Origin of the sequence: Kitasatospora sp. NPDC089509 (assembly GCF_044749365.1) — a bacterium.
Classification (GTDB): domain Bacteria; phylum Actinomycetota; class Actinomycetes; order Streptomycetales; family Streptomycetaceae; genus Kitasatospora.
Genome location: NZ_JBIVHS010000009.1, coordinates 103,044 through 118,183 on the forward strand (window position 1 = coordinate 103,044; position 15,140 = coordinate 118,183).

The 15,140-nt window shown below is 73.9% G+C and carries 13 protein-coding genes; 9 read left to right on the forward strand and 4 right to left on the reverse strand.

Annotated elements, in window-relative coordinates:
• Window positions 1-20 precede the first annotated feature (20 nt).
• Window positions 21-1,946 carry an FAD/NAD(P)-binding protein gene (locus tag ACIP4P_RS20760; protein ID WP_400920437.1) on the reverse strand — a complete coding sequence of 642 codons (1,926 nt, stop codon included), beginning with the start codon at window positions 1,944-1,946 and terminating at the stop codon, window positions 21-23.
• The gene (locus ACIP4P_RS20765) at window positions 1,943-2,896 is read right to left on the reverse strand and encodes an amino acid ABC transporter permease (RefSeq protein WP_350511969.1); all 954 of its coding nucleotides are present in this window, start codon (window positions 2,894-2,896) and stop codon (window positions 1,943-1,945) included. Before ACIP4P_RS20765 ends, ACIP4P_RS20760 begins: the two co-directional genes overlap by 4 nt.
• 639 nt (window positions 2,897-3,535) lie before the next feature.
• Between ACIP4P_RS20765 and ACIP4P_RS20770 the strand changes: the two genes are divergently transcribed.
• The 7 genes from ACIP4P_RS20770 to ACIP4P_RS20800 all read left to right on the forward strand — a co-directional run bounded on the left by ACIP4P_RS20770 (window position 3,536) and on the right by ACIP4P_RS20800 (window position 10,416).
• Window positions 3,536-4,705 carry an LLM class flavin-dependent oxidoreductase gene (locus ACIP4P_RS20770; RefSeq protein ID WP_400920440.1) on the forward strand — a complete coding sequence of 390 codons (1,170 nt, stop codon included), beginning with the start codon at window positions 3,536-3,538 and terminating at the stop codon, window positions 4,703-4,705.
• A gap of 17 nt (window positions 4,706-4,722) precedes the next feature.
• Window positions 4,723-5,223, forward strand: coding sequence for a GNAT family N-acetyltransferase (locus ACIP4P_RS20775; RefSeq protein WP_400920688.1), 501 nt, complete (start codon window positions 4,723-4,725; stop codon window positions 5,221-5,223).
• A 10-nt stretch (window positions 5,224-5,233) separates the two neighbouring features.
• Window positions 5,234-6,178, forward strand: coding sequence for an ABC transporter substrate-binding protein (locus ACIP4P_RS20780; protein ID WP_400920442.1), 945 nt, complete (start codon window positions 5,234-5,236; stop codon window positions 6,176-6,178).
• 28 nt (window positions 6,179-6,206) lie between these two features.
• Window positions 6,207-7,220 (forward strand): amino acid ABC transporter permease, encoded by a 1,014-nt coding sequence (locus ACIP4P_RS20785; RefSeq protein ID WP_400920444.1) that lies wholly within the window; start codon window positions 6,207-6,209, stop codon window positions 7,218-7,220.
• A 23-nt stretch (window positions 7,221-7,243) separates the two neighbouring features.
• The gene (locus ACIP4P_RS20790) at window positions 7,244-7,996 is read left to right on the forward strand and encodes an amino acid ABC transporter ATP-binding protein (protein ID WP_400920690.1); all 753 of its coding nucleotides are present in this window, start codon (window positions 7,244-7,246) and stop codon (window positions 7,994-7,996) included.
• 36 nt (window positions 7,997-8,032) lie between these two features.
• Window positions 8,033-9,019, forward strand: a complete 987-nt coding sequence (locus tag ACIP4P_RS20795; protein ID WP_400920446.1) for an ABC transporter substrate-binding protein — start codon at window positions 8,033-8,035, stop codon at window positions 9,017-9,019.
• Between the two features lie 146 nt (window positions 9,020-9,165).
• On the forward strand, window positions 9,166-10,416 hold the full coding sequence (locus tag ACIP4P_RS20800) for a serine/threonine-protein kinase (protein ID WP_400920448.1): 1,251 nt from the start codon (window positions 9,166-9,168) through the stop codon (window positions 10,414-10,416).
• Here ACIP4P_RS20800 and ACIP4P_RS20805 read toward each other — a convergent pair.
• Window positions 10,330-11,070 (reverse strand): MBL fold metallo-hydrolase, encoded by a 741-nt coding sequence (locus ACIP4P_RS20805; protein ID WP_400920450.1) that lies wholly within the window; start codon window positions 11,068-11,070, stop codon window positions 10,330-10,332. The genes ACIP4P_RS20800 and ACIP4P_RS20805 overlap by 87 nt on opposite strands.
• A gap of 295 nt (window positions 11,071-11,365) precedes the next feature.
• Here ACIP4P_RS20805 and ACIP4P_RS20810 point away from each other — a divergent pair, with 295 nt between their 5' ends.
• Window positions 11,366-12,217, forward strand: a complete 852-nt coding sequence (locus ACIP4P_RS20810; protein WP_350511977.1) for a fumarylacetoacetate hydrolase family protein — start codon at window positions 11,366-11,368, stop codon at window positions 12,215-12,217.
• 75 nt (window positions 12,218-12,292) lie between these two features.
• Here the strand turns inward: ACIP4P_RS20810 and ACIP4P_RS20815 are convergent, their stop codons facing one another.
• The gene (locus ACIP4P_RS20815; RefSeq protein ID WP_400920453.1) at window positions 12,293-13,051 is read right to left on the reverse strand and encodes a TetR/AcrR family transcriptional regulator; all 759 of its coding nucleotides are present in this window, start codon (window positions 13,049-13,051) and stop codon (window positions 12,293-12,295) included.
• Window positions 13,052-13,225: 174 nt separating this feature from the next.
• Here ACIP4P_RS20815 and ACIP4P_RS20820 point away from each other — a divergent pair, with 174 nt between their 5' ends.
• Window positions 13,226-14,935 (forward strand): DUF885 domain-containing protein, encoded by a 1,710-nt coding sequence (locus tag ACIP4P_RS20820; protein WP_400920455.1) that lies wholly within the window; start codon window positions 13,226-13,228, stop codon window positions 14,933-14,935.
• Window positions 14,936-15,140: the final 205 nt, after the last annotated feature.

The window sequence follows — 15,140 nt, forward strand, 5'->3', positions numbered from 1 at the left end:
CCGGCCGGTCCGGGCGCGGCTCACCCCACCAGCGCCCCCGCCGGGAGCGTCGCCAGGGCCCGCAGCAGCGCCCGGGCGGCGGCGTCGTTCTGCCGGAACCCCGGTGAGTTGGTGCGCGGCCGGGCGAAGGCGGCGGCCGCGCGCAGGTTGGTGTGCGGGCCGAGCGCGGTGCGGCGCGGGTGCGGGGCGCCGCCCAGGGCGGGGTCGAGCAGTCGGCTGTCGGCCGGGTCGATGGTGACCAGGCCGGAGCGGTGGGTGTGCTCCCGGTCGCTCAGCACCTCCTCCACCACCCGCCCGGCGCGGTGCAGTTCGCCCAGCACCGGGTCGAGGGTGCGGGCCAGCGCGTGCCGGGGCAGGTAGGCCTCGACCAGCGCGGTGGCGGTGACGGTGTGGCCGGGCACGGTGGCGCCGGAGGCCCGCCAGGTGCCGGTGGGCTCGTCCCGTTCGACCCGTACACCCGCGCCGAGGAAGCGGACCACCCCGGCCTCGGAGAGGGCGAGCAGTTGGCGCAGCCGGAAGCCGGGCGGGCCGGAGGCCAGGAAGCTGAAGTAGCCGAAGAACCAGCCGTCCACCTCCTCGGCGACCGAGCGGGCGGTGAGCCGGCCGCCGGCCAGCAGTCGGGGCAGCTGGCCGAACAGCGAGAGCAGGGCGAGGAAGGCGCCCAGGTCGGCGCTGTGGGCCGGGTCGGCGCGGCGGTCGACGTCGGCGGTGACGTATCCGCGCAGGTGGGCCTGGAGCTCCTCGGTGGAGCCGAGTTCCAGGCCGGCCAGTGGGTGGTCGAGCCGCTCGAAGTCGACCCGGTCGGCCGGGTCGGGGACGGCCTCGGCGACCAGGGCGGCGAGTTCGGGGGAGTACCAGTCGTGCCGGTCGTACCGCGCCAGGAACTCCGGCCAGGGCAGCGCGGTGCGGTCCGGGTGGGCGTGGAACAGCTCGTGGTAGTGCCCGAAGCCGATCTCCTTGGCCATCAACGGCCAGGCGTCGCGCCGCAGTTCGAGGGTCCGGCCGGTGGCGAGCAGGGCGTCCACGGCGGCGGCGTCGAAGTACCGGGGGAGCGGGGCGGGCGGCCCCTGGAGCCGGTAGCCGGTCTTGGAGTGGTACGGGACGCCGCGCCGGGAGCCGAGGTGCAGCACCGGCTCGCGGCCGGACGGCAGGTAGCGCAGGGCGGGTCCGTCGCCGGTGGGTTCGAAGCGGCCGCCGCGGCCCTCGGTGAGCATCGCGACCAGGTCGACCGAGGCCAGGCCGAGGCCGCGCAGCACCACCTGCTCGCCGGGGGCGATCCGGTCCAGCCGGGCCTCGATGTCGGCGGAGTAGGCGGGCGGGAGGTGGAAGCGGTGGTGCCGGGCGGCGAAGTCGGCGTCGGCGGCGTACCGGGGGTGCGGGGCGGAGTCGAGGTGGCCGAGGGTGAGGGTGACGTGGTCGGCGGTGAGCGTGCCGCCGTCCAGGTGCACGGTCTGCGGTCCGTCGGCCGGGCCGTCGATCCGCCGTACGGTGTCCCGGTGCAGGGTGACCGTGATGTGCGGCGGCAGGTCGGCGACGGCGCGGCGGAACACCCAGTCCAGGTAGGCGCTCTGGGCGCGCCGGGTGGGGAAGTCGGTGGGCGCCAGGTCGCGCAGCTCGGCCCGTACGGCCGGGTCGTCGACCTCCCGGTGGGGCGCGAACTCGTGCTGCCGCAGGGCCCATTCGGCCAGTGAGGGGCCGGGGCGGACCGGGCCCTCGATGGTGGCGCGCTCGTCGGTGAACATGGTGACGTCCTCGGCCATCGAGTTCATCCGCAGCAGCGGGGACTGCTCGTGGCGCCAGATCCGGCCGGCGCCGGGCGGGTACGGGTCGACCAGGTGGATCTCCAACGGCCGGTCGGCGGGCAGGAGTTCGGCGGCGTTGGCGGCGATCCGCTCCAGCAGCCCGGTGGCGCGCGGCCCGGCGCCGACGATGACCAGGGACGTCATGCCCGGACCACCCGCCCGAACGCGGCGCGGGCGCGTTGCAGCGGGGTGGCCGGCCGGCCGTCCCGGCTGGCGCCCTTGGCGAAGTGCCGCTCGACGTAGTACTGGCCGACGGACAGCACGGTGGTGACCACCAGGTACCAGAGGGTGGCGACCATCAGCATCGGGATCACCCGGTAGGACTGCAGGTAGACCAGCTGCACCGAGTAGAGCAGGTCGGAGACGGCCAGCACGCTGACGATGCTGGTGCCCTTGAGCGCGCCGATCAGCATGTTCCCGGCGGTCGGCACGATCGCGCGCATCGCCTGCGGCACCACGATCCGGCGCAGCACCCGCCACCGGCCGAGCCCGAGCGCGGCGGCCGCCTCCAGCTGGCCGCGGTCGACGGAGAGGATGCCGCCGCGGATCACCTCGGCGGCGTACGCGGTCTCCAGCAGGGTGAGCCCGATGACGGCGGTCAAGGTGGGGCCGATCAGGTTGACGGTCTTCACGGTGATGAACTCGGGGCCGAAGGGGATGCCCAGGCCGAGGGTCGGGTAGAGCGCGCCGATGTTGAAGAAGAACAGCAGCTGGACCAGCGGCGGGGTGGCCCGGAAGATCCAGATGTAGCCCCAGGCGAGCGTGCGCAGCACCGGGTTGGTGGACATCCGCATGGTGGCGAGGAGGGTGCCGAACACGAAGCCGAGGGCGAGGGTGACGCCGGTCAGCCACAGCGTCAGGCCCAGGCCGTCGAGGACCGAGCGGGCGGTGAACCACTCGGCGACCACGTCCCACTGGAAGGCCGGGTTGCGGATCACCGAGCCGACCGCCATCGCGGCCAGCAGCAGGGCGACGGCCGCGGCGATCCACTGTCCGGGCTTGCGGCGGGCGACGATCCGGGCCTCGGCGGCCGGTGGCGGAGGTGGGCCGTCGGTGCGGGCGGGGGCGGGCAGGAGGTCCTGCGGGGTGGCCATGGCGGCGGCTCCTGGGCGGAGTGCGGGCGGGGAGAGGTACGGGCGTGATCACGTACGCGGGACCCTCGGACGCCGGCCCGCGTCCCTCAACGCGGCCGGCGCACGGCACTGCACTCCGCTGCGATCGTACGCATGCGCGATCGACGGCTGTCAAGGGTGGCCGGCGGGCGGGCGGGGCCGTTCGACGCCCGCGCGCAACACGTCGGACATGCGACAGGAGATCGCAACAGTGCGGCAATGATGGATGGTTGACGGACCAGTCGGCCGACTGCTCAACTTGAGGCCATGTACGCCGAGCAGCCCCTGGTCACCCGCGACCACATCGACTTCGGTCGGGTGTGGTCCGCGGCGTGTCGCGGCTGACCCGGCAGCGGGCCGCTCGTCCGGCCTGATCCTCCCCGGCCCCGGTCGCCTCGGGGCGCCCTCCCTCGGTGTGCCCCGTCACGGGCCGGGAGTCGACCTCCACCGCGTGGACTGACGCATCGTCAGAACAGCGACATCACCCGGCCCTCAGCCGACCCAGCGCTGCACTCCGGCAGTTCCCCTCGCCTTCGCTCCGTGCTCGACGGCCGCTCCGCCGCGGCCGCCGCCGGGCTGCCCACCCGCGGTCCGGCCCAGCCCACCCCGAAAGGTTCCGTCATGCCCGTCGAATTCCTCGGCATCGCCGCCACCGGCGACGGTTCGGAGACCAGCCCGCGCACCACCGCCTCCTTCGACCGCGACTACACCCTGCGGTTGGCCCGGGCGCACGAGGAGCACGGCTGGGACCGGGTGCTCTTCGCGTACGGTTCCGGCTCCCCGGAGCCCGCGGCCGCGGCGGCCTTCCTCGCCTCGCACCTCGACCGGCTGCAGATCCTGCTGGCCCACCGGCCGAACGTCTCCTACCCGACCTTCGCCGCCAAGACCTTCGCCACCCTGGACCGGATCAGCGACGGCCGGCTGACCGTCCACTTCATCACCGGCGGCACCGACCACGAGCAGCAGCGCGAGGGCGACTTCCTCACCAAGGACCAGCGCTACGAGCGCACCCGCGAGTACATCGGCATCGTGAAGAAGGCGTGGACCAGCCGGGAGCCCTTCGACCACGAGGGCCCGCACTACCGCTTCAACGACTTCGTCTCCGACGTCTTCCCCGTCCAGCAGCCGCGCCCGGCGGTCTCCTTCGGCGGTTCCTCGGACGCGGCCTACGCGGCCGGCGGCGCCGAGGCCGACATCTACTGCCTGTGGGGCGAGCCGCTGGCCCGCACCGCCGAGCAGATCGAGCGGGTGAAGGAGGCGGCCCGGGCCGCCGGGCGGAGCGACGTGCCGAGGATCCAGGTGGCGTTCCGGCCGATCATCGCGCCCACCGAGGAGCTGGCCTGGGAGAAGGCGCACCGCACGGTGGCCGCCATCCGGGCCCGCCGGGAGAGCGGCGAACTCGCGCCCCGCCGCCGCCCGGTGGCCACCCAGCCCGAGGCTGCGACACCTGAAAACGTCGGTTCCCAGCGGCTGATCGAGATCGCCGAGGCGGGCGAGCGCTACGACCGGGCGCTGTGGACCCCGACCGCCGCGGCCACCGGCGGGGCGGGCAACTCCAACGCGCTGGTCGGCACCCCGGAGACGGTCGCCCAGGCGCTGCTGGACTACTACGACCTCGGCGTGGACATCCTCTCCGCGCGCGGCTACCACCTGCTGGACGACGCGATCGACTTCGGCCGGTACGTCATCCCGATCGTCCGCGAGGAGGTCGCCAAGCGGGACGCCGCCAAGGCCGGGGCCGCCGAGGCCGCCGAGCGGGACCGGCACCAGCTGATCGCGGTGCAGGCGTGAGCGACGGGCGCCACCAGGTGTCCCGGGACGGCCGCGACCAGGAGTTCCGGAAGGTCACCCTGGCGGACCCGCTGGTCGAGCCGCTGCTGCGCGAGCTCACCCACGAGTACGTCACCCGCTACGGCCCCGAGGCCCACCAGGAGATGACCCGCTACCCGGTCGACGCCTTCGCCGAGCCGCACGGCGTGCTGCTGCTCCTGCTGGAGGACGGCGAGCCGGTGGCCGGCGGCGCGTACAAGCGGTACGACGACCGGACCGCCGAGGTGAAGCGGATGTGGACCCACTCCGCACACCGCCGCCGGGGCCTGGCCCGCCGGGTGCTGGCCGAGCTGGAGCGGACCGCCGCGGCCGTCGGCTACCGCCGGATCTTCCTCTCCACCGGTCCGCGTCAGCCCGAGGCCAGGGGCCTCTACCTGGCGGCCGGCTACACCCCGCTGTTCGACGTCACCGCCGACCCGCTGACCATCGGCCCGCTCCGGTTCGAGAAGCCGCTGCCGGCCCTGCTCCCGACCCACTGAAAGGCACCCCGTGAGAACCACCACCGCCCGCCGCCGGCTGCTCGCGGCCACCGCCCTGCTGCCGGTCCTGGCACTGGCCGGGTGCGGCTCGGACCCGAAGATCGCGGGGCCGGCGGCGGGCGGACCGGCCGCCACCGCCACCGAGGACGTCGTCTCCGGCCTGGCCAGGTCGGACACCGCCGCCGTCCTGCTGCCCGCGGAGGTGCGGGCGTCCGGGGTGCTGACCTTCGGCTCGTCCTTCGGTGCCCCGCCCGCCGCCTTCTACGCCGACCAGGCGAGCCGGAAGCAGGTCGGGGTCGACGTGGACTTCTCCGACGCGGTCGCCAAGGTGCTCGGCCTGACCGTCCGGCGCCAGGAGGCCGCCTTCGAGACCATCCTGCCCGCCCTGGACAGCGGCAAGTTCGACGTCGGCACCGGCAACTTCGGGGTCACCGCGGCCCGGCTGAAGACCATCGACTTCGTCACCTACATCGACGACGGCCAGGGCTTCGCGGTGAAGAAGGACAACACCACCGTCCAACCGGTCACCGACCTGGTCCAGCTCTGCGGGCTGACCATCGGCACCGGCGCCGGCACCACCTTCGAGACCACGCTCAACGCGAAGAAGGGCGTCTGCGCGGACGCCGGCCGGAAACCGTACGAGGTCAAGGCGTTCAGCGAGGGCGGGGCGCTGCTGACCGGCCTCCAGCAGGGCCGGGTGGACGTGGAGATGTCCACCATCAACGGCCTGCGCCACCAGGCCTCGCAGGAGGCCGCCGGGGTGCGCTTCCTCAACGAGTTCCACCGGCTGGACGTCGGCTTCGCCTTCAAGAAGGGCTCCCCGCTCACCCCGGCCTTCCAGGCGGCGGTCAACCAGCTGATCAAGGACGGGACGTACCAGCGGATCCTCCGGAAGTGGGGGCTCACCGACTCGGCGATCAAGGAATCGCAGATCAGCCCGCCCGAACACCCCTGACCGCAGAGCCCGTCGAAGGAGTCCCCCGATGACTGTCACCACCCGGGCGCCGTCGAGATCCGCCCCCGCGTCCGGCCCGGGCGCCGGCCCCGGCGCCGGCCTTGGCGTCGGCCTCGACGCCCGCCTCGACGCCGCCGAGCTGGACGGTCTGCGGACCGTCCCCGCCCGCCACCCGTGGCGCTGGGCGGCCGGGCTCGCGGCCCTCGTCCTGCTGGTCCAGTTCCTGCACGGCCTGGCCACCAACCCCGGCTGGGACTGGGCCACCTTCCGGCTCTACTTCACCGCCGACACCATCCTCCAGGCGATCGGCCGCACCCTCGAACTCACCGGCTACGGAACGGTGCTGGGCTTCGCGCTGGGCGCCGTGGTGGCCGCGATGCGGCTGTCCCGCAGCGCGATCCTGCAGACCCTCGCCTGGGCGTACGTCTGGGTGTTCCGCTCGATCCCGCTGATCGTCCAACTGGTCTTCTGGTTCAACCTCTCCTACCTCTACAAGCGGTTCGGCTTCGGCATCCCGTTCGGCCCGACCTTCGGCGAGTTCGAGACGGTCGGCGTGCTGGGCGCGCTCGGCGCCGCCGTGCTCGGACTCGGGCTGCACCAGGCCGCGTTCGCCGCCGAGATCATCCGCGGCGGCGTCGTCTCGGTGGAGGCCGGCCAGCGCGAGGCCGCCGCCGCGCTCGGCATCCCGCGCTGGCGGCAGGCCTGGCGGATCGTGCTGCCGCAGGCCATGCGGGGCATCCTGCCGGCCGCCGCCAACGAGGTGATCTCGCTGCTCAAGGGCACCTCGGTGGTCTATGTGATGGCCATCGGCGAGCTGTTCTACCAGGCCCAGGTGATCTACGGCCGGACCGGCCGGGTGGTACCGCTGCTGATGGTCGCCACGGTCTGGTACGTGGTGCTGACCACGGTGCTGTCGATCGGCCAGTACTACGTCGAGCGCTACTTCGCCCGCGGCGCCCGGCGCACCCCGCCGCCCACCCCGCTGCAGCGCCTGCGGGCGTTCGCGCGGACCCGCACCAGCACCTCCGGAGGAACCCCGTGACCACCCTGACCGAGGCCGCCCCGATGGTGCAGGTCCGCGGCCTGCACAAGAGCTTCGGCCGGCTGGAGGTGCTGCGCGGAGTCGACCTGGACGTCCCGGCCGGCTCGGTCACCGTGGTGCTCGGCCCGTCCGGCTCCGGCAAGTCCACCCTGCTGCGGGCGATCAACCACCTGGAGAAGCTCGACCGCGGCTACGTCGCGATCGACGGCGAGCTGATCGGCTACCGGCGCTCCGGCGACCGGCTGTACGAGCTCAAGGAGCGCGAGGTGCTGCGCCAGCGCACCGGCATCGGCTTCGTGTTCCAGAACTTCAACCTGTTCCCGCACCTCACCGTGCTGGAGAACCTGGTCGAGGCGCCGATCGCCGCGCTGGGCCGCCCCCGGGCGGCGGCGAGGGCGGCGGCCGAGGCCCTGCTGGAGCGGGTCGGGCTGGCCGACAAGGCCACCGCCTACCCCCGGCAGCTGTCCGGCGGCCAGCAGCAACGGGTCGCGATCGCCCGGGCGTTGGCCCTGGAGCCCAAGGTGCTGCTGTTCGACGAGCCCACCTCGGCGCTCGACCCCGAGCTGGTCGGCGAGGTGCTGGACGTCATCAAGGACCTCGCCGGCAGCGGCACCACGATGATCGTGGTCACCCACGAGATCGGCTTCGCCCGCGAGGTCGCCGACACCGTGGTCTTCATGGACGGCGGCGCGGTGGTCGAGCAGGGCCCGCCCGCCGAGGTCCTGGACCGCCCGCGGCACGAGCGCACCCGGGCCTTCCTGGCCAAGGTCCTCTGAACCACCCCGTCCCCTCCACCGAGCAGGAGTTCCACCATGTCCCTACCCCGTCGCGCCCTGCTGGCCGCCGGACCGCTCGCCGCCGTCCTCGTCCTGGCCGGCTGCGGCAGCGGCGCCACCGGCGCCTCGGCGGACCTCGCCGGGGCCCGGGGCAGCACCGCGCCGAACGGCACGGTGGTGAACCTGTCGCCGCAGCAGAACCGGGTGAGCACCGCCAAGGTCGACGCGATCGCGGCGCTGGTGCCGGAGGAGATCAGGAAGCGGGGCACCCTGAAGGTCGTCGACTCGATCGGCACCACCCCGCCGCTGGACTTCTACGCCGACGACGACAGGACCATCATCGGCGTCGAGCCGGACATCGCCTCGCTGATCGGCGACGTGCTCGGCCTCAAGGTCGAGTTCAACCCGGTCTCCTGGGAGAACATCTTCGTCGGCCTGGACAGCGGCAAGTACGACGCGGGCCTGTCCAACATCACCGTCACCGAGGAGCGCAAGGAGAAGTACGACTTCGCCACCTACCGGCTGGACGTCCTCGGCTTCGAGACCAAGAAGGGCAGCGGGATCAAGGTCACCGGCGCCAAGGACCTGGCCGGCCGCTCCGTCGGCGTCGCCACCGGCACCAACCAGGAGAAGCTGCTGACCTCCTGGAGCGAGGAGAACGTCCGCAACGGCCTCAAGCCGATCGACATCAAGTACTTCTCCGGCACCGAGTACTACCTGGCGCTCTCCTCCGGCCGGATCGACGTCTACACCGGCCCCAACCCCAGCCTGGCCTTCCACGCCGTGCAGACCGGCCAGACCGAGGTGGTCGGCACCTACTCCGGCGGCGGCGCGGACGTCCTGGGCAAGATCGCGGCGACCACCCGCAAGGACAACGGCCTGGTCAAGGCGCTCAACGGCGCGCTCGACGAGGTGATCCGCAACGGCACGTACGGGCAGGTGCTCAAGCGTTGGGGCCTGGAGAACGAGGCGGTGCGGAACTCCGAGATCAACCCGGTGGGGCTGCCCAAGCCCAAGCCGTGAGCCGGCCGGGGACCGAGCCGTGAGCCGGCCCGGGACCGAGCCGTGACAGGACGCGTCCCGTCGTTCACCCGTTCGTCCCCGCCCGCCGCTATGGTGGCCCCGCCGACGGCGAACGCCGTTCGGGCACGGGCATGTTGGGGGAGCGCATGCACAAGGGGAAGGTGCTCGGCGGTCGCTACCGGCTGGACGAGTTCCTGGGCCGGGGTGGCTTCGGCGTGGTCTGGCGGGCGACCGACCTGGTGCTGGGCCGCTCGGTCGCGGTCAAGCTGCTGCTGGCGGAGCACGCCGAGGACCGGGAGGCGGTGGGCCGGTTCGTCAGTGAGGCCCAGCTGGCCAGCAAGCTCTCCAACCCGTACATCGTCACGGTGCACGACTACGGCCGGGTCACCGACGAGGAGGGGGAGATCCGCTACCTGGTGATGGAGCTGGTCCGCGGCCGCCCGCTCTCCGCGGTCCTCAAGGACGGCCTGCCGGACCACGGCCGGGCGCTGACCTGGATGGCCCAGATCTGCGAGGCGCTCGACGTCGCGCACCGCGACGGGGTGATCCACCGGGACATCAAGCCGGAGAACGTGATGATCGCGGACAGCGGCGACCGCGCCAAGGTGCTGGACTTCGGCATCGCCCGGATGATGGCCCAGTCCACCGGGCTCACTTCCACCGGCAGCGTGGTCGGCACCGTCCCGTACCTGGCGCCCGAGTGCTGGTCCGGCGGCAGCGTGGACGGCCGGGCCGACCTCTACGCCTTCGGCGTGATGCTGTACGAGGTCAGCACCGGCCGGCGGCCGTTCCGCGCCGACTCGCCGTACGAGTACCTGCGCAAGCACATGGACGAGACCCCGCCCCGGGTGCGCAGCGAGGACCCGGCGCTGGCCGACCTGATCGCCCGACTGCTCGCCAAGCAGCCCGCGGACCGGCCCGCCGCCGCCGGCGAGGTGCTGGAGCGGCTGCGCGGGATCCGGCCCGGGATGCGGCCGCCCGGGGCCAGCCCGGACCAGCTGCGCCGCCGGGCCGACCAGGCCTGGCAGCACGGCGTCGAGGGCCGGGCCGGGGACGCGGTGGACATGCTGGTGCAGCTCGTCCCCGAGTTCGCCCGGATCTGCGGTCCGGCCGACCCGCGCACCCTGCGCACCTGCCACGACCTGGCCCTCTGGCTGGCCCGGGACGGCAGCCCGGGCGCCGCCGCCGACCTGCTGGAGGCGCTCACGGCGGAGCCCGGCACCGGCCCGGAGGCCCGGGCCGACCTGCGGCGCGACCTCGCCCACTGGCAGGGCGAGGCCACCCGGCTCGGCCCGGGCCGGGCGCGGCCGCTAAGCCTGCCCGCGCTGCTCGCCACCGGGGGCGGAACCGGCGGCGGAACCGGGGGCGGCGGCCGAGGCGGCGCGCAGCGCGGCTGAGGCGCCGGTGGCGATCGGGTCGCCGTGTCCGAAGACCGCCGTCTCCACCGGCAGCGCGGCCAGCCGGTGGAAGGAGGCGAGGGCCCGCGCCGGGTCGGTGTGGAACACCCCGGGCCGGGTCTGCCCCTGGACGTTGGCGGCGATGTCCCCGGTGAACAGCACCCCCGGCCCGGGCAGGTGCAGCGCGATGCTGCCGTCGGTGTGCCCGGGCACGTGCACGACCACCGCGCCGCCGCCGATGTCCAGTACGTCCCCGTCCTCGACCTCGCGGTGCACCGGGCAGGGCTCGGCGGGCGGGAGCGGCGGCAGGCCGTCCCACAGCTGCTGCTCGAAGGGGCTGAGCACGGGCGGCTCGGCTGGCTGCTCGCGCCGGACGACCGGTGCCTCCAGCCGGTGCGCCACCACCTCCGCGCTCCAGCGGCGGGCCAGTTCGGCGGCCGAGCCGGTGTGGTCCTCGTGGTGGTGGGTGAGCACGATCCGGCGGACGGCCGTCGGCTCCAGCCCGATGCTGCGGATGCCCTGCTCGATCCCGTCCGCCGACCCGGCGATGCCGGTGTCGACCAGGGTCAGTCCGTGGTCGTCCCGCCAGAGGTAGGCGGTGCCGAACTCCAGGGTGATCATGTGCAGTTCGTCGCGTACGCGGGTGATCTCCATGCCTCGGATCCTGCGCCCCGCGGCCGCGCGGCACGCGGACGTTCGCCCTGGGCGTGGCCGGATTCGCTGCGGGCGGATCCCGGACGTCGCGCGGCGGTCCCCGGCGACGGCGCCCGGGTGTCAACCGTACGGGCCGCCGATTCCGGCCCCCGCGCCCTGGTGCGATTTGATGGGAATCCGCCCATCGGGACGGTCTGGTCGAGTGGCCCGGGCCGTTGATATACCTCGTTGCCAGACTCGGGAGCGGTGTCCGTGCCGCCCCGGTGAGCTGCGACGAAAGGCTGGTGACGGATCGATGAAGCTCCTCCGTGTCGGACCCCCGGGGGCCGAACGCCCGGTCGTGCTGGGCGAGGACGGCACCGCGTACGACCTCTCCGGGCGGGCCCGTGACCTCGACGGGGCCTTCCTCGCCGGGCTGGACACCGCCGCGCTGGCCCGGGAGGTGGCCGCCGGCGTCCTGCCGGTGGTCGACCTGGCCGGCCTGCGGGTGGGTGCGCCGGTGGCCCGGCCGGGCAAGGTGGTCGGCATCGGGCTCAACTACCGCGACCACGCGGCCGAGGCCGGGGCCGCGATCCCGGCCGAGCCGGTGATCTTCCTCAAGCCGAGTTCCACCGTGGTCGGCCCGTATGACGAGGTGCTGGTGCCGCGCGACGGCGAGAAGACCGACTACGAGGCCGAACTGGCCGTCGTGATCGGTCGCACCGCCCGCTACCTGGACTCGCACGCCGAGGCCGCCGGGGTGATCGCCGGGTACACGATCGCCAACGACGTCACCGAGCGGGCCTTCCAGTTCGAGCGCGGCGGCCAGTGGGACAAGGGCAAGTCGGCGGAGACCTTCACCCCGCTCGGGCCCTGGCTGGTCACCGCCGACGAGGTGGCCGACCCGCAGGCGCTGGCGCTGCGGCTGTGGGTCAACGGCGAGCAGCGGCAGCACGGCGACACCGCGGAGATGATCTTCCCGGTGCTCGAACTGGTCCGCTACGCAAGCCGGTTCATGGTGCTGGAGCCCGGTGACGTGATCATCACCGGCACCCCGGCCGGGGTCACCCTGGGCCGTCCGGGCACGCCGTTCCTCGCCCCGGGCGACGTGGTCGAGATCGAGATCGACGGTCTGGGTCGGCAGCGCCAGGTGCTCGGCAAGGCCTGACGGCCGTCGCCGACCGACCCTTGGCACGGGGGTCGGGAGGCCCCGCGCGGCGAACCGCCGCCGCACCGGCAGGCGTTACGAACCGCCGCCCAGCACCGCCCGCAGCCGCTCGGCCCGCTCCGCCCGCGGCCCCTCCAGCGCGAGCAGCCCCGCCAGCACCTCCGCCGTCTGCGGATCGTGCAGCGCCGTCGCCGCCGCCATCGCCGTGAACTGGTCCACCAGCCAGTCCCGCAGCCCGGCCACCGGCAGCACGCGTCCCTCGTCCAGCCAGCTCAGCGACGCCCCCTCGACCACCGCGATCCACGAGCGCACCAGCAGGGTCAGCCGCGGTCCGGCCTCCCGCACGCCCAGGTGCCGCAGGGTCCGCCGCAGCGCCGCCCGCCGGACGTCGTCCACGATCGCCGAGGTGCGGGCCGTCTCCACCACCGAACCGCCGCGCAGCAGCGCCGAGTAGCCCGCGTCGTGCTCGGCCACGAAGGCGAAGTAGCCGTCCAGCGCGGCCGCCAGCTGCTCGGACGGCGTCCCGCTCGGCGGGACGGCGAACCGGCCGGTCAGCTCGTCCGCCGCGGTGCGCAGCGCGGCCTCGTACAACTGCTGCTTGCCGCCCGCGAAGTAGCGGTAGACCAGTGGCCGGGAGGCGCCGGCGGCCTCGGCGACGTCGTCGAGGCTGACCTCCTCGGGCGGCCGGGCGGCGAACAGTTCCAGGGCGACCGCGATCAGCTGCTCGCGCCGCTGTTCGACCGGCAGCCGCCGGTAGCCGGCGCGGCGCGGTCGTGGTGCGGGGACGGCCGGCGTGGGGGCCGGGTCGGTCGCCGTGGTGGGGCGGGCTTCCATGGCGGTCAGCGTAATGGGCGTCGGGCCGATCGGGACCTGTCGCGCGCCGGATCTCCCCGAACGGGTGTTTGCCCCGCCCGCCGTGCGTCAACGTGCGTCGGATCCCGGCCCACGGCAGGTCAACCGGGCGGTGACGGGGCTTGCAATCGGCCCGGGCAACGCGATGATGTCCGAATGGTTGAAGAACTGATCAATTCCGGCGGCGACCACACTCCCCGCCGCATCGCCGACGGTTATGTCCGGTCCTTGGCCGACCTCGACCCGCTGACCGCGATCTACCTCGGCATCAACCCCGAGGACGACCGGCTGCCCGACCTCTCCCCCGAAGGCGACGAGGCGCTCGCCGACCTCGCCCGGCGCACCCTGGCCCGGCTGGACGAGGCCGAGCGGGCCGGCCTCGCCGAGGAGGAGGCCGAGCGCCGCTGCGCCCGGCTGCTGCGCGAGCGGCTGACCGCCGAACTCGCCGTCCACGACGCGGGGGAGAACTACCGCGCGGTGCGCAACCTGGGTTCCCCGGTGCACAACGTGCGGGAGGCCTTCACCCTGCTGCCCAACGACACCGAGGACGACTGGCGGCGGATCGGCCGCCGGCTGGCCCGCATCCCGCTGGCGCTGGAGCAGTACCGGCGGACGCTGGCCGCCGGCATCGAGCGCGGTCTGCTGTCCGGCCCGCGCCAGGTGGAGACGGTGCTCGGCCAGTACGGCGAGTGGCTGGCGGGGGAGACCCCCGGCGGCTGGTTCGGCGAGTTCGTCCAGGGCGCGCCGGAGGGCGTGCGGGCCGAGCTGTCCGGGCACGCGGTGGCCGCCGCGGAGGCGCTGGCCGCCCTGCGCGACTGGCTGCGCGACGTGTACGGCCCGGCCGCCGCCGGCACCCCGGACCAGGTCGGCCGGGAGCGCTACGGCCGCTGGGTGCGTTACTGGACCGGCTCCGAGCTGGACCTGGACGAGGCCTACGCCTGGGCCTGGAGCGAGTTCCACGACCTGTACGCGCAGATGACCGCCGAGGCCGGGAAGGTCCGTCCGGGCTCCGACCCGATGGACGCGATGAAGTGGCTGGAGGAGGACGGCCCGGCGATCGAGGGCGCCGAGCCGGCCCGGGAGTTCCTCCAGGGCCTGATGGACCAGGCGGTCCGGGACCTCCAGGGCACCCACTTCGACCTGGCCGAGCCGATCACCCGGGTCGAGTCGCGGATCGCCCCGGCCGGCAGTGCCGCCGCGCCGTACTACACCGCGCCCTCGCTGGACTTCAGCCGCCCGGGCCGGACCTGGCTGCCGCTGCTGGGCCGGGACCGCTTCCCGGTCTGGGACCTGGTCTCGACCTGGTACCACGAGGGCGTCCCCGGCCACCACCTGCAGCTCGCGCAGTGGAACTACGTGGCCGACCGGCTCTCCACCTACCAGGTGAGCCTCGGCGGGGTGAGCGCCAACCTGGAGGGCTGGGCGCTGTACGCCGAGCGCCTGATGGACGAGCTCGGCTACCTCACCGACCCGGGCCACCGGCTGGGCTTCCTCAACGCCCAGATGATGCGGGCGCTGCGGGTCATCGTGGACATCGGCATGCACGCCGGCCTGGACTTCCCGGCGGACTCCCCGTACCGGCCGGGCGAGCCGGTGAGCCCGGAGCACGCCCGGGACTTCTTCGGGCGCTACTGCGGGCTGTCCACCGACTTCCTGGACAGCGAGCTGGTCCGCTACCTGGGCATGCCCGGCCAGGCGATCGGCTACAAGCTGGGCGAGCGGGCCTGGCTGCGCGGCCGGGCGGCGGCCCGGGCGGCGCACGAGGCGCGCGGCGAGGAGTTCGACCTCAAGGCCTGGCACATGGCGGCGCTCTCGCAGGGCTCGCTCGGCCTGGACGACCTGGTCGCGGAGCTGTCCGCGCTCTGAGCCCCGACGGACCGGGCCTTGACGGACCGGCCCCCATCGGCCCCCGACGGACCGGGCCCCGGGACCTCCGCCGCGAGTCCCTGGGCCTGGTCCTTTTGTCCAATATGGGGCGATTTGGCAAGGTTTTTCCTTGCCTTTCGTCCACCCCGGCGTTTGGCTGGTAGGCGACTGCGTGACCTTCTCCGCACCCGCTCCGGAAGGCTCG